The sequence below is a fragment of the Paraburkholderia sp. SOS3 genome (assembly GCF_001922345.1).
In the GTDB taxonomy this organism is placed as follows: domain Bacteria; phylum Pseudomonadota; class Gammaproteobacteria; order Burkholderiales; family Burkholderiaceae; genus Paraburkholderia.
In genome coordinates this window covers 894627-909109 of the sequence record NZ_CP018811.1, presented here as the reverse complement: position 1 = coordinate 909109, position 14483 = coordinate 894627, and the positions used below count along the sequence as shown (strand labels likewise).

The 14483-nt window shown below is 64.5% G+C and carries 11 protein-coding genes; 6 read left to right on the top strand and 5 right to left on the bottom strand.

Features of this window, described 5'->3' with window-relative positions:
* Positions 1 to 285 precede the first annotated feature (285 nt).
* From BTO02_RS04115 to purN, 3 genes are all read right to left on the bottom strand, one after another.
* On the bottom strand, positions 286 to 1638 hold the full coding sequence (locus tag BTO02_RS04115) for a mechanosensitive ion channel family protein (protein WP_075155956.1): 1353 nt from the start codon (positions 1636 to 1638) through the stop codon (positions 286 to 288).
* Positions 1639 to 1727: 89 nt separating this feature from the next.
* Entirely contained in the window at positions 1728 to 2987 is a 1260-nt protein-coding gene (locus BTO02_RS04110) for an RsmB/NOP family class I SAM-dependent RNA methyltransferase (protein ID WP_075155955.1), read from the bottom strand.
* Positions 2984 to 3670: a phosphoribosylglycinamide formyltransferase gene (gene purN, locus BTO02_RS04105; protein ID WP_075155954.1), complete on the bottom strand. Its 687-nt coding sequence runs from the start codon at positions 3668 to 3670 to the stop codon at positions 2984 to 2986. Before purN ends, BTO02_RS04110 begins: the two co-directional genes overlap by 4 nt.
* Positions 3671 to 3849: 179 nt before the next feature.
* Here purN and BTO02_RS04100 point away from each other — a divergent pair, with 179 nt between their 5' ends.
* The 6 genes from BTO02_RS04100 to dut all read left to right on the top strand — a co-directional run bounded on the left by BTO02_RS04100 (position 3850) and on the right by dut (position 11382).
* Positions 3850 to 4848, top strand: a complete 999-nt coding sequence (locus tag BTO02_RS04100; RefSeq protein ID WP_075155953.1) for a bifunctional riboflavin kinase/FAD synthetase — start codon at positions 3850 to 3852, stop codon at positions 4846 to 4848.
* Positions 4849 to 5050: 202 nt separating this feature from the next.
* On the top strand, positions 5051 to 7888 hold the full coding sequence (gene ileS / locus BTO02_RS04095; RefSeq protein ID WP_075155952.1) for an isoleucine--tRNA ligase: 2838 nt from the start codon (positions 5051 to 5053) through the stop codon (positions 7886 to 7888).
* Positions 7888 to 8388 carry a signal peptidase II gene (gene lspA / locus BTO02_RS04090; protein ID WP_075155951.1) on the top strand — a complete coding sequence of 167 codons (501 nt, stop codon included), beginning with the start codon at positions 7888 to 7890 and terminating at the stop codon, positions 8386 to 8388. Before ileS ends, lspA begins: the two co-directional genes overlap by 1 nt.
* A gap of 197 nt (positions 8389 to 8585) precedes the next feature.
* Positions 8586 to 9797, top strand: a complete 1212-nt coding sequence (gene coaBC, locus BTO02_RS04085; protein ID WP_075158575.1) for a bifunctional phosphopantothenoylcysteine decarboxylase/phosphopantothenate--cysteine ligase CoaBC — start codon at positions 8586 to 8588, stop codon at positions 9795 to 9797.
* A gap of 70 nt (positions 9798 to 9867) precedes the next feature.
* The gene (locus BTO02_RS04080; RefSeq protein WP_075155950.1) at positions 9868 to 10869 is read left to right on the top strand and encodes an LLM class flavin-dependent oxidoreductase; all 1002 of its coding nucleotides are present in this window, start codon (positions 9868 to 9870) and stop codon (positions 10867 to 10869) included.
* A 66-nt stretch (positions 10870 to 10935) separates the two neighbouring features.
* Complete coding sequence (gene dut / locus BTO02_RS04075; RefSeq protein WP_075155949.1) at positions 10936 to 11382, top strand: dUTP diphosphatase; 447 nt, start codon at positions 10936 to 10938, stop codon at positions 11380 to 11382.
* Between the two features lie 120 nt (positions 11383 to 11502).
* On the opposite strand, the gene clpA is transcribed toward dut, so the two are convergent.
* Positions 11503 to 13803: an ATP-dependent Clp protease ATP-binding subunit ClpA gene (gene clpA / locus BTO02_RS04070; RefSeq protein WP_075155948.1), complete on the bottom strand. Its 2301-nt coding sequence runs from the start codon at positions 13801 to 13803 to the stop codon at positions 11503 to 11505.
* Positions 13800 to 14114, bottom strand: a complete 315-nt coding sequence (clpS, locus tag BTO02_RS04065) for an ATP-dependent Clp protease adapter ClpS (protein ID WP_075155947.1) — start codon at positions 14112 to 14114, stop codon at positions 13800 to 13802. The genes clpA and clpS overlap by 4 nt, the downstream gene beginning before the upstream one ends.
* Positions 14115 to 14483 lie beyond the last annotated feature (369 nt).

Below are 14483 nucleotides of genomic sequence, written 5' to 3'. Positions count from 1 at the left end.
GTGAGACGGAGAGACAGCGCGAACGCCACTGCAGAAGCATACAACGACGCGTGTCAAGAAAGTGAAAGCATGCGGCCGAGTTGGACGACATTCTACTTGAAGGGTTCCAAGTCGTTGTAAAAAATAAGAAATTTGTTGTGCCGCATCAATTCGGGTCATCACTATATGCGGCGCGCAGGCCCCGTCGATGCGGGTGCTGGCGCTGCACGTCACATGATGAACTCCACCGGCAACGACCGCCGTGCGTCGAACCGTCGCGCACCGATAAATGCTTTGTACAACACATCAGGCGGCGGTTCCCGGCTCGTTCGCGGCGGGCGCGGCCACGTTAACAGTGTGCGCATCCGCAGTGCCCGCTCCGACGATCCGCACATCGCGTTGTGCATACGGAATCGAAATGCCGTTTTCGGTAAAAAGCCGCCAGATATTGCGATTGACCGCCGAGCGCACGCCCGACGTGCCAGTCGCAGCATCCGCGACCCAATAACCGAGCTCGAGATTGATGCCGTCCGGCCCGAAACCGACCAGATTCGCCGATGGTGCCGGATCCTCGAGCACGCGCTCGACACCGGTCGCGGCCTGCGCGAGCAGCGCCATCGCCTTTTCGACGTCGGTCGTATAGGCCACGTGCACGGCGGTCTTCTGAAATCCGCGCGTCAGATACGACGACTGGTTCTGCACGACGTCGGTGATGAGCCGCTCGTTGGGAATCAGCGTCTCGATGCCGTCGAGGCCGCGCACGACCGTATAGCGCGTGCGGATCTGCGTGACCTGCCCTTGCAGCGCGCCGACATTGATCGTGTCGCCGATGCGCAGCGACCGGTCGAGCAGAATGATGAAGCCGGACACATAGTTGCTTGCGATCTTCTGCAGCCCGAAGCCGAGCCCGACACCGAGCGCGCCGCCGAACACGCCGAGCACGGTGATATCGATGCCGACCAGCGACAGGCTGATCAGCACCGCCGCCAGGACGAACAGCGCTCGGCCGACGCGCGCGAGCACGACCTTCAGATTCGCATCGAGCGTGCTCGAGCGCATCACGCGTTCTTCGAAGGCGGCGCCGAGCCACATTGCCACCACCATCGTCACGCACACCCACAGCAACCCGGACAGCAGCGACAGCAGCGTGATCTGCGTATTCGCAACGCGAAAGCTGACCCCGGCCATCCAGGTCAGCACGTTGCCCTGAATACCCATCACCGTCAGCCCCATGCCGACCCAGACGACGAGCGACACGACGCGTTCGACGAGCGCGAGCCACGTGTGCGTGTGCCCGTCGCGGCCGAACGCGCGCCGCGCGAAGAAGAACACGATGTAGATGAGGCCGATGCCGACCAGCGGCACCAGCGCGAGATCGAGCAGCGTCGTATGGATGAAGCGTCCGGCCACCGCGCGCGCAATCCATACGAAGAACGCACCGATCAGCGGGAAGAACGCGCGATTGAGCGCCTCCGCGCCGAAGCGCAACGCCTGGTAGCGCGTCTCGCGCCGCGCGTCCAGCGTGCGGCGCAACAGCCGCGCAGCCAGCCACGCGAGCACGAGCGCGCCGACCAGCACGGCGACCTGCCACAGCGTCGCGCGCTCGCCGAGATCGCGCAGCAGGTCGGTCAGCGGTTCGAAGAACGGCGTGTTCTGCATGGTCAGGACGTATGCGGTTCCGTTCGGTCAGTGGGGCGGCGCTTCGATCACCTGCTACGCGCGACTGCCTGGGTGATCTTCGGTCGACTTCAATCGCGCCGCTCGAGCACGGCGGCAAAGAAACCGTCGGTCGCATGCCGATGCGGCCACAGCGACAGATAGTCGCCCATTTCCAGGTCGATGCGCTGCTCGGCCAGCACGTCGCGCGCGGGAACCAGCGCGAACTCCGGATGCTCGGCCAGGAACTGCGCGACCACCGCCTCGTTCTCCGCTTCGAGAATGCTGCACGTCGCATAGACGAGCCGGCCGCCTTTTTTCACGAGACGCGCCGCGCTCGCGAGAATCGAGGCCTGCTTCGGCGTCAGTTCGCCGATCGATTCGGGCGACTGCCGCCACTTCAGGTCCGGATTGCGGCGCAGCGTGCCGAGGCCGCTGCACGGCGCATCGACGAGCACGCGGTCGATCTTGCCCGCGAGGCGCTTGATCTTCGCGTCGTGCTCGCTGTCGATCAGCACCGGGTTCACGTTCGACAGGCCGCTGCGCGCGAGGCGCGGTTTCAGCTTCGCAAGACGCCGCTCGGAGATATCGAACGCGTAGAGCCGCCCGGTCGAGCGCATCATCGCACCGAGCGCGAGCGTCTTGCCGCCCGCTCCCGCACAAAAGTCGACGATCATCTCGCCGCGCCGCGGCGCCACGAGCGAGCACAGCAGCTGGCTGCCCTCGTCCTGCACCTCGATCCAGCCGTTCTGGAATGCATCGAGCTTCGTGAGCGGCGGCTTGTCGGCCACGCGCACGCCGAGCGGCGCGAACGGCATCGCGCCCGCGTCGATGCCGGCCTTTTCGAGCGCCTGCAACACATCATCGCGGCTCGCCTTTATCGGATTGGCGCGCAGATCGAGCGGCGCCGGATAGTTGAGCGCCGCAGCCAGTTGCACCAGCTCCTCAGGCTCGAAACGCTTCGCGAGCGCGTCGTAGATCCAGTCCGGCAAATTCATGCGAATGCGCTGCGGCAAGCTCGCCGGGTCGATCTTCGATACGCGTTCGAGCCATTCGCCCTCCGCTTCGCTCACGAACGGCTTCAACGCCGTGCGGCCGGCCGTCTGCATCAGACCGAGCAGCGCCAGACGTCGCGCCGGGCTGCCGCTGCCGCTCTCGGCCAGATGCGCGAATTCCATGCGCCGGCGCAGCACCGCGAACACCGCTTCGGCAATCACGCCGCGCTCGCTGTGGCCGAGCTTCGGATGCGCGCGGAAAAAGCGGCTCGTCGTCGCGTCGGCGGGGCCGGTGAACTTCAAGACTTCGGCGAGCAGCGTCTCGGTCTGGCCAATCAGAAAACCATGCAGCCTCATGCACCCTCCGCGGTGGCGTTGCAGTCGGCCGCGTCATTTGCGCGGCCCATATCGTCGAAGAAAAACGCTTGCGGCTCGGGCGGCGTCAGAACGACGCGCTCGCCATCGAGCGCGAGCCGCCCTTCGACGAACCAGCGCACCGCGCGCGGGTAAATCCGATGCTCGGTCGCGAGCACGCGCGCGGCGAGCGCCGTTGCGTCGTCGCCGGCGCGCACCGGCACGGCCGCCTGCGCGACAATCGGCCCGTGATCGAGCCGGGGCGTGACGAAATGCACGGACGCGCCGTGCACGCGCACGCCGGCGTCGAGCGCCTGCTGATGCGTTTTCAGGCCCGGAAAGCTCGGCAACAGCGACGGATGGACGTTCAGCATGCGGCCCGCGTAACGTTCGACGAAGCCATCGGTCAAGACGCGCATGAAGCCGGCCAGCACCAGCAGATCGGGCGCATAGGCGTCGATCATGTTGGCGAGCGCGATGTCGAACGACTGTCGGTCGGGAAACTGGCGGTGGTCGACCACCGCGGTGGGAATGCCTTGCGACGCTGCAAACTGCAGCCCGGCGGCGTCCGGGCGGTTGGCAATCACGGCGGCGACTTGCGCCGGCCAGCGCTCGCGCGCGCAGGCGTTCGCGATCGCCTGCATGTTGCTGCCCCGTCCGGAAATCAGAATGACGAGTTTTTTCATCGGCGGATTTTACCATCCGGCACCGCGCGGACCGCGACGCGAAGCCGTCGGCGGCCTTGAGCGTTTATAATCGTGTGTTTTGCGGGGATCGGTCGCGCTTCATTGATCGCATCACCGGCCTCATCAACCCGGTATCGACGACGGGTACTAACCTCAGGCATTTACCGCAGCCCGCTATCGTGAGAGTTTTTCGGGGTCTTCCCAATGCCGAAAGCCGTGCGCCCTGCGCGCTGACCATCGGCAATTTCGACGGTGTCCACCGCGGCCATCAGGCGTTGCTCGCGCACGTGCGCGCAGCCGCCGATGCACGCGGCTTGCCCGTCTGCGTGATGACCTTCGAGCCGCACCCGCGCGAATTCTTCAACCCGGCCGGCGCGCCGCCGCGCATCGCGATGCTGCGCGACAAGCTCGAAGCGCTGCGGATGAACGGTGTCGACCGCGTCGTCGTCGAGCACTTCAATCAACGGTTCGCAAGCCAGTCGCCCGATGCGTTCGTCGAGCGGATCATCGTCAACGGGCTGCACACGCGCTGGGTCATGATCGGCGACGATTTCCGCTACGGCGCAAAGCGCGCCGGCGACTTCGCATCGCTGAAAGCGGCCGGCGAGCGCTTCGGCTTCGAAGCCGAGCAGATGCCGACGGTGGCGGATCCCTCTGGCGCGCGTATCTCGAGCTCGGGTGTGCGAGCGGCATTGGTCGCCGGCGACCTCGACGCGGCGCGCGCCGCGCTCGGCCGCGATTACGTGATCAGCGGGCATGTCGTGCATGGGCTCAAGCTCGGCCGCGACCTCGGCTTTCCGACGCTGAATCTGCCGATCGCGCATAAGCGGCCCGCGCTGTCGGGCATTTTCGTCGTGCGCGTGCATGGCGTCGAAGACAAGCCGCTGCCCGGCGTCGCGAGCCTCGGGCTGCGTCCGACCGTCGACGATTCCGGCCGCGTGCTGCTCGAAGTGCATCTGCTCGACTGGCATGGCGACGCCTATGGCAAACTCGTGCGCGTCGAGTTTCTGAAGAAGCTGCGCGACGAGGAGAAGTATGTCGACCTCGAAAAACTGTCTGCCGCGATCGCGCGCGATGTCGCGAGCGCGCGCGCATGGTTCGAAGCGCTCGAGCCGGGTCGCGCGCCGGGCAGCCGGTCAACGAACTTCTCGACCTCGGCGACCGACCGAATTAGATAAACGGCCATCGTGCGTGCGGAACGGAGCCGTGCGCACCGAAGCGTTCTGAACCGACGGGTTCGACCCGCAGCCGGCACAGTCCGCCGGACGGGCCCGACGGTTCGCAAGCCGCGCCGCCTCGTACTACCGGTCGCGCAATCCCGGGCAAATCCGCGCCGACCGCCGACACGGGCGCCAACACCGTATTCACCGCTACGTCACCATGAGCAACAAGAAAGCCGATTCGAAACCGCAAGCCAAGTATCCGGTCAACCTGCTGGACACGCCGTTCCCGATGCGCGGCGACCTGCCGAAGCGCGAGCCGCAATGGGTCAAGGACTGGCAGGAGCGCAAGGTCTACGAGAAAATCCGCGCCGCCTCGAAGGGCCGCGCGAAATTCATCCTGCACGACGGCCCGCCGTATGCGAACGGCGACATCCACCTCGGCCATGCAGTGAACAAGATCCTGAAGGACATGATCGTCAAGGCGCGCAATATGGCGGGCTTCGACGCGGTCTATGTGCCGGGTTGGGATTGCCACGGCATGCCGATCGAAATCCAGATCGAAAAGCAGTTCGGCAAGTCGCTGCCGGCCGCCGAAGTGATGCAGAAGGCGCGCGCGTACGCAACCGAGCAGATCGAGAAGCAGAAGGCGGGCTTCCGGCGCCTCGGCGTGCTCGGCGAATGGGACAACCCGTACAAGACGATGAACTTCGCGAACGAGGCCGGCGAAATCCGCGCGCTCGCGAAGATCATGGAAAAGGGCTATGTGTTTCGCGGCCTGAAGCCCGTGAACTGGTGCTTCGACTGCGGCTCGGCGCTCGCCGAAGCGGAAGTCGAGTACAAGGACAAGACCGATCCGACCATCGACGTGCTGTTCGCGTTCGCGGAACCGGACAAGACCGCGCAGGCATTCGGTCTTGCGGCGCTGCCGCGCGCCGAAGGCGGCATCGTGATCTGGACCACGACGCCGTGGACGATCCCCGCGAACCAGGCGCTGAACGTGCACCCCGAAGTGGTCTACGCGCTCGTCGATACGCAGCGCGGCTTGCTGATCCTCGCCGAAGAGCGCGTCGAAGCGTGCATGAAGGACTTCAACCTGCAGGGCCGCGTGATCGCGACCGCGCCCGGCGCCGCACTGGCGAACCTGCGCTTCCATCATCCGCTGTCGTCGGCGCATCCGGGCTACAAGCGCACGTCGCCCGTCTATCTCGGCGATTACGTAACGACCGATACCGGCACCGGCATCGTTCACTCGTCGCCGGCGTATGGCGTCGAAGACTTTGTCTCGTGCAAGGCGCACGGCATGGCGGACTCCGACATCATCAGCCCGGTGATGGGCGACGGCCGCTATATCGAATCGCTCGCGCTGTTCGGCGGGCTGTCGATCTGGGTGGCGAATCCGAAAATCGTCGACGCGCTGCGCGAGGCCGGCACGCTGCTGCGCAGCGAGAAGTACACGCACAGCTATATGCACTGCTGGCGCCACAAGACGCCGATCATCTACCGCGCGACGTCGCAATGGTTCGCCGGCATGGACGTGAAGCCGCGCGACGGCGGCAGGACGCTGCGCGAAACCGCGCTCGAAGGCATCGAGGCAACCGCGTTCTTTCCGTCGTGGGGCAAGCAGCGCCTGTTCGCGATGATCGCGAATCGCCCGGACTGGACGCTGTCGCGCCAGCGCCAATGGGGCGTGCCGATGGCATTCTTCGTGCACAAGGAAACGGGCGAGCTGCATCCGCGCACGCTCGAACTGCTCGAGGAAGTCGCGAAACGCGTCGAGGTGTCCGGCATCGAAGCGTGGCAAACGCTCGATCCGCGCGAACTGATCGGCGACGACGCGAACCTGTACGACAAGAACCGCGATACGCTCGACGTCTGGTTCGATTCGGGCACGACGCACTGGCATGTGCTGCGCGGCTCGCACAAAGATGAACTGCAGTTCCCGGCCGACCTGTACCTCGAAGGTTCGGACCAGCACCGCGGCTGGTTCCACTCGTCGCTGCTGACCGCGTCGATGCTCGACGGCCGGCCGCCGTACAACGCGCTGCTCACGCACGGGTTCACCGTCGACGGCGAAGGCCGCAAGATGAGCAAGTCGCTTGGCAACGGCATCGATCCGCATGAAGTGTCGAACCGGCTCGGCGCGGAAATCATCCGTCTGTGGATTGCGTCGACCGACTATTCGGGCGAGCTCGCGATTTCCGAGGAAATCCTGAAGCGCGTGACCGAAAGCTATCGGCGCATCCGCAATACGCTGCGCTTTCTGCTCGCCAATCTGTCGGACTTCGATTACGCGCAGCACGCGCGGCCCGTTGGCGAATGGCTCGAGATCGACCGCTACGCGCTCGCGCTGACGGCGAGCCTGCAAACCGACGTCCTCGCGCACTACGACAGGTACGAGTTCCATCCGGTGGTCGCAAAGCTGCAGACGTTCTGCTCGGAAGACCTCGGCGGCTTCTACCTCGACGTGCTGAAGGACCGCCTCTACACGACCGCGCCCGACTCGGCCGCGCGCCGTTCCGCGCAAACCGCGCTGTATCACATCGCGAACGGGCTGCTGCGTCTGATGGCGCCGTTCCTGTCGTTCACCGCCGAAGAAGCATGGAAGGTGTTTCAGCCGCAAAGCGAGACCATCTTCACCGAGCTTTATCACGCTTACCCCGAGGTGCCGGACGGTGCCGCGCTGCTCGACAAATGGGCGCTCCTGCGCGCGGTGCGCGGCGACGTGACGAAGGCGCTCGAGGAAGCGCGCGTCGCGAACCTGATCGGCTCGTCGCTGCAGGCCGAAGTCGAGTTGCGCGCGAGCGGCGCGCGCTACGATGCGCTGGCCAGCCTCGAAGACGATCTGAAGTTCGTGCTGATCACGTCGGCGGCGAACGTCGTCAAGGTGGAGAGCGAGACGGACGAAGGCGTCGAAGTGATTGCGTCGAAGTATCTGAAATGCGAGCGCTGCTGGCACTATCGCGCGGACGTCGGCGCCGATGCCGACCATCCGACGCTGTGCGACCGCTGCGTGAACAACCTGTTCGGCAACGGCGAAGCAAGGAGCGCGGCATAATGTCCAGAAGCCTGTCGAAATCGGCGAGCGGGTCGCTTGCGCCATGGCTCGGCGTCGCGCTGATCGTGATCCTTGCCGACCAGCTGACGAAGATCGCGATCGCGAAGGTGTTCGCGTACGGCGAGTCGCACGTGATAACGCCGTTCTTCAACCTCGTGCTTGTGTTCAACCGCGGCGCGGCGTTCAGTTTTCTCGCGATGGCGGGCGGCTGGCAGCGCTGGGCGTTCACGCTGCTCGGTATCGTCGCGGCGCTCGTGATCTGCTATCTGCTCAAGCGCCACGGCACGCAAAGAATGTTCTGCACCGCGCTCGCGCTGATTCTCGGCGGCGCGCTCGGCAATGTGATCGACCGGCTGATGTACGGCCACGTGATCGATTTTCTCGATTTCCACGTCGGCGGATGGCATTGGCCCGCGTTCAATCTTGCCGACAGCGCCATTACGATCGGCGCCGTGCTGCTCGTGATCGACGAATTGCGGCGCGTGCGCGGGGCACGCTGACGGGTGCTCGGACGTGTGCTGAGGGTGTGCTGGGGTACGCGCTCAGACATGCGCTGGCACAGGCGCCGAAATGCGCGGGTAGGGTCGACGTTTAGTCGGAGACTTCAGTGGCAAACAAGCTGACCAACGACGCGCTCGCCGCGTCGACCGAGCAACGCGATGATGCGCGCGACACATCCGCTGTGCCCGAGTCCGCGATCGCCGGCGAGCTCGCCGGCAAGCATCTGGTGCTCGGCATGACGGGCGGCATCGCGTGCTACAAGATCGCCGAACTCACGCGCCTGCTCGTGAAAGCCGGCGCCACCGTGCAGATCGCGATGACCGAGGCGGCGACGCAATTCATCACGCCGGTCACGATGCAGGCGCTGTCCGGGCGCCCCGTCTACACGAGCCAGTGGGATGCGCGTATCGCGAACAACATGCCGCATATCGATCTGTCGCGTGAAGCGGACGCGATCGTCATCGCGCCGGCCTCCACCGACTTTCTCGCGAAGCTCGCGCACGGCATGGCCGACGATCTGCTGTCCACGCTGTGCATCGCGCGCGACTGTCCGCTGCTCGTGGTGCCCGCCATGAACCGTCAGATGTGGATGAACCCGGCGACGCAGCGCAATGTCGCGCTGCTGCGCGGCGACGGCGTGCAGGTGCTGGGGCCCGACTCCGGCGCGCAGGCGTGCGGCGAGATCGGCGACGGCCGGATGCTCGAGCCCGACGCCACCTACGAGGCGATCGTTTCGTTTTTCGAGCCGAAGGTGCTCGCCGGCCGCCGCGTGCTGCTGACCGCGGGTCCGACCTTCGAGCCGCTCGACCCGGTGCGCGGTATCACGAACCGCTCGAGCGGCAAGATGGGTTTCGCGCTCGCCCGTGCTGCGCAAGAGGCCGGCGCGGACGTGCATCTGGTCGCGGGTCCGGTCGCGCTCGATACGCCGTGGGGCGTCTACCGCGAAGACGTGCAAACCGCTCAGCAGATGTATGAAGCGGTGATGCGCGCGGTACCCGACTACGACATCTTTATCGGCGTCGCCGCGGTGGCGGATTGGCGCGCCGAACACGTGAGCGAGCACAAGATCAAGAAAACCGCGGATCGTGCGGTGCCTGCGTTCACGTTCGTCGAAAACCCGGACATTCTGTCCACAGTCGCCCATCTCACGCATGCGCCGTATTGCGTCGGCTTTGCCGCCGAGAGCGGCGAGCTCGACGTGCATGGCGAAGAAAAACGCGTGCGCAAGAACGTGCCGCTGCTGATCGGCAACCTCGGGCCGCTGACGTTCGGCCGCGACGATAACGAAGTCGCGCTGTTCGAGGCAGGCGGCATCACGCGGCTGCCGCGCGCCGGCAAACAGGCGCTCGCTCGCGCGCTGATCGCCGAAATCGCGCGGCGTCTGCCGGACGCGAGCCTGATCGGCTAACGGCCGCCGTGAACTTCGCGCTCGCCTTCGCGTGCCTCCCGCACTCTAGCTATCCAGGAGCGCTGCTGTCATGACGCTACTCTCCGTGCTCGACCAGACGCCCGTGATCGACGGGCACTCGGTGGCCGATGCGATTGCCGCAACGGTCGAACTCGCGCAACTGGCCGACGATCTCGGCTACACACGGTACTGGTGTGCCGAGCATCACGGCTTGCGCGGCGTGTCGAATCCGTGCCCTGAAGTGATGCTCGCGCACCTCGGCAGCGTGACGAAGCGGATTCGCATCGGCTCGGGCGGCGTGATGCTGCCTTACTACAGTCCGTTCAAGATCGCCGAGCAGTTCCTGATGCTCGAGGCGCTGTTCCCGAATCGCATCGATCTCGGTGTCGGCCGCGCGCCCGGCGGCGATATGCGCACCGCGCAGGCGGTCGCGGCAGGCACGTACAATCGCGGCGATATTTTCCCGCAGCAGGTGGCCGATCTGATCGGCTTGATGGACGGCACGCTGCCTTCGGATCACGTCGCGCACGGTGTGCTGCTGCAGCCTCAAATCGACACGCGTCCGCAGTTGTGGATGCTCGGTTCCAGCGACTTCGGCGGCATGCTCGCGGCGCAGCTCGGTATCCGCTTTTCGTTTGCGCATTTCATCAATGCGCATTTCGGACATGCGGTCGCGCAGGCGTATCGCGAACGCTTTCAGGCGGGTCACGAGGCGAAGCCGTATCTCGCCGCCGCCGTGTTTGTGATCTGCGCCGATACCGAGCGCGAGGCCGCGGACCTCGAAAAAGCCGTCGATCTGCGCCGCGTGCAGATGGCGTATGGACTCAACGCGCCGATTCCGTCGATCGCGCAAGGCGTTGCGCAAGAGTACGGCGCGCGTGAGCAGTTGATCATCGATCGCGAGAAGCCGCGCAGCATTATCGGCACGCCGGAGTCGGTGACCGAGCGCATGCGCGCGCTGCAGGAACAGTTCGAGGCCGATGAATTGATCGTGCTGACCGTCGCGGGCAGTTACGAAGCGCGGCTGCGTTCTTATCAACTGCTCGCCGAGGCGTTCGAGCTCGGTCGCTAAGCGGACCCGGATACTGCGCCCCGGTCTCCCCACTTCATTCCAAACCCGAACGTAAATTCGACCTGCATGAAACTCGACCTGAAGATTCTCGACGCGCGCATGCGCGACTATCTGCCCGCCTACGCCACGCCGGGCAGCGCGGGCCTCGACCTGCGCGCCTGCCTCGATGAACCGCTGACGCTCGCGCCCGGCGGCACGGCACTCGTGCCGACCGGCCTCGCCGTGCATGTCGGCGACCCCGGCTATGCGGCGCTGATCTTGCCGCGTTCGGGGCTGGGTCACAAACACGGCGTCGTGCTCGGCAATCTCGTCGGTCTGATCGACTCGGATTACCAGGGCCAGCTAATGATTTCGACGTGGAACCGCGGGCAAACGACGTTCACGCTGAACCCCATGGAGCGGCTTGCGCAGCTCGTGATCGTGCCCGTCGTGCAGGCACAGTTCAATATCGTCGACGAGTTCGCCGTGAGCGAGCGCGGTGAGGGCGGGTTCGGGAGTACCGGCAAGCACTGACTTGCGACGCGGACGCGGTAACGACGCTTTACTTGCGTTGGCCCGACGTGCGGAAGACAAGATAAAAACGGCGCGGGTTCTTCAACCCGCGCCGTTTTTTTCCAAAGAAGGCGGACGACTTCAGTCCACTTCCACCGCTTCCGGATTCGGATTGCGCGGCGGCAGCGACTGTTCGTCGAATGTCAGCTGGACCTTGTCTTCCTGATCGACATCGACCGTCACACGGCCGCCGTTCATCAGCTTGCCGAACAGCAGTTCGTCGGCCAGCGCGCGGCGGATCGTATCCTGGATCAGACGCTGCATCGGACGCGCGCCCATCAGCGGATCGAAACCGTGCTTCGCGAGATGCTTGCGCAGGTTGTCGGTGAAGAGCGCGTCGACCTTCTTCTCATGCAACTGGTCTTCGAGCTGCATCAGGAACTTGTCGACCACGCGCATGATGATTTCTTCATCGAGCGAGCGGAAGCTGATCGTCGCATCGAGACGATTACGGAACTCCGGCGTGAACATGCGCTTGATGTCGGCCATTTCGTCGCCGGTTTCGCGGCGATTCGTAAAGCCCATCGACGACTTCTGCATCGCCTCCGCGCCCGCGTTGGTGGTCATGATGATGATCACGTTGCGGAAGTCCGCCTTGCGCCCGTTGTTATCGGTCAGCGTGCCGTGGTCCATCACCTGCAGCAGCACGTTGAAGATGTCCGGATGCGCCTTCTCGATTTCGTCGAGCAGCAGCACGCAATGCGGCTTCTTCGTCACGGCTTCGGTCAGCAGACCGCCCTGGTCGAAACCGACATATCCGGGCGGCGCGCCGATCAGACGGCTAACCGCGTGACGCTCCATGTACTCGGACATATCGAAGCGGATCAGCTCGATACCGAGCGTGAACGCAAGTTGCCGCGCCACTTCGGTCTTGCCGACGCCGGTCGGGCCCGAGAACAGGAATGCGCCAATCGGCTTATCGGTCTTGCCGAGACCCGCGCGCGCCATCTTGATCGATGCAGACAACGCGTCGATAGCCGGATCCTGGCCGAAGACAACCGCTTTCAGGTCGCGATCGAGCGTTTGCAGCTTGCTACGATCGTCCTGCGACACGCTTTGCGCCGGAACGCGCGCGATCTTCGAGATGATTTCCTCGATCTCGCCCTTGCCGATCGTGCGCTTCTGCTTCGACTTCGGCAGAATCCGTTGCGCCGCACCCGCTTCGTCGATCACATCGATCGCCTTGTCCGGCAAGTGACGGTCCGTAATGAACCGCGCCGACAGTTCGGCCGCGGCCGACAGCGCACCCGACGAATACTTCACGCCGTGGTGCTCTTCGAAGCGCGACTTGAGGCCGCGCAGAATCGCAACCGTCTGCTCGACCGTCGGTTCCGTGACGTCGATCTTCTGGAAACGGCGCGACAGCGCTGCGTCTTTCTCGAAGATGCCGCGGAATTCGGTGAACGTCGTCGCGCCGATGCACTTGAGCGTGCCCGACGACAACGCCGGCTTCAGCAGATTCGACGCATCGAGCGTGCCGCCCGATGCGGCACCGGCGCCGATCAGCGTATGAATTTCATCGATGAACAGAATGGCGTGCGGACGCTCTTTCAGTTCCTTCAGCACGGTCTTCAGACGCTGCTCGAAGTCGCCGCGATATTTCGTGCCGGCCAGCAGCGCGCCCATATCGAGCGAATACACCTGCGCATCGGCCAGGATATCGGGCACCTCGCCGCGCATGATGCGCCACGCAAGGCCTTCGGCGATCGCGGTCTTGCCGACGCCGGCCTCTCCGACCAGCAGCGGATTGTTCTTGCGCCGGCGGCACAGCACCTGCACCACGCGCTCGACTTCCGCCTCGCGTCCGATCAGCGGATCGATGCGGCCGTCTTTCGCCATCTGGTTCAGGTTCTGCGTGAACTGCGCGAGCGGCGTTTCCTTCTGCGCGGCTGCTTCGTCCGATTCGGTGTTCGAATCGCTCGCCTTCGCCGCATCGGTGCTGTTCGTCTTCGCGATGCCATGCGAGATGAAATTCACCACGTCGAGGCGCGTGACGCCCTGCTGCTGCAGGTAGTACACCGCGTGCGAATCCTTCTCGCCGAAGATCGCGACGAGCACGTTCGCGCCCGTCACTTCCTTCTTGCCGTTCGACGTGGACTGCACGTGCATGATCGCGCGCTGGATCACACGCTGGAAACCCAGCGTGGGCTGCGTGTCGACGTCATCCGTGCCTGGCACGGTAGGCGTGTTGTCATGAATGAAGTTGCGCAGGTTCTGCCGCAGGTCTTCGATGTTGGCCGCGCAGGCGCGCAGCACTTCGGCAGCCGTTGGGTTGTCCAACAGCGCCAGCAAAAGATGTTCGACCGTGATGAACTCATGCCGCGCCTGACGTGCTTCCATAAACGCCATGTGCAGGCTGACTTCCAGTTCCTGGGCAATCATGCTTCCTCCATCACACACTGCAGCGGATGCCCGGCCTGCCGTGCGTGGGTAACGACTTGCTCGACTTTGGTCGACGCGATGTCCCGCGTGTAGACCCCACAAACTCCCCTGCCTTCGCGATGCACCTTCAGCATTATCTGCGTAGCGGTCTCACGATCTTTATTGAAATATTCCTGCACGATCATCACGACGAATTCCATCGGCGTGAAGTCGTCATTCAACAGCACTACCTTGTACATGGCCGGCGGTTTCAGCTTTTGTTCCTGCCGCTCCAGTACCGTGTTGTCCTGCTTGTCCGGGATAATCGCCATACACCCATTCTAAACAACTCGGACAGGCCCGCAATCCTGTCAAAACCCAACCGGCCGACCAGCCGGCCACGGCCGGTAATACATCGGCCGGGACCCGCGGGCGTTGGCCCGTCGCGCTTGCGCAATGCGCGGGGCCGATCGCGGAACCAGCCCTCCGGTATGTCCTCATTCGTTCCAGTTCGCGGCGCAAAGGCCGCTGTCCGAAACGAGTATCGCACAACCTGCGCCAGCGGACGTTAAGCTCGCCGCGAATGCAGAGGCGTCCGACGGCACCCGCCTCGAAAAGCTCGGCTACACGCGGCATGTGAGTCGATTATGCGACTTTTCAAGATGGGCCGCTTGGGCGACCGCACACAAGAAAAGAAGGAA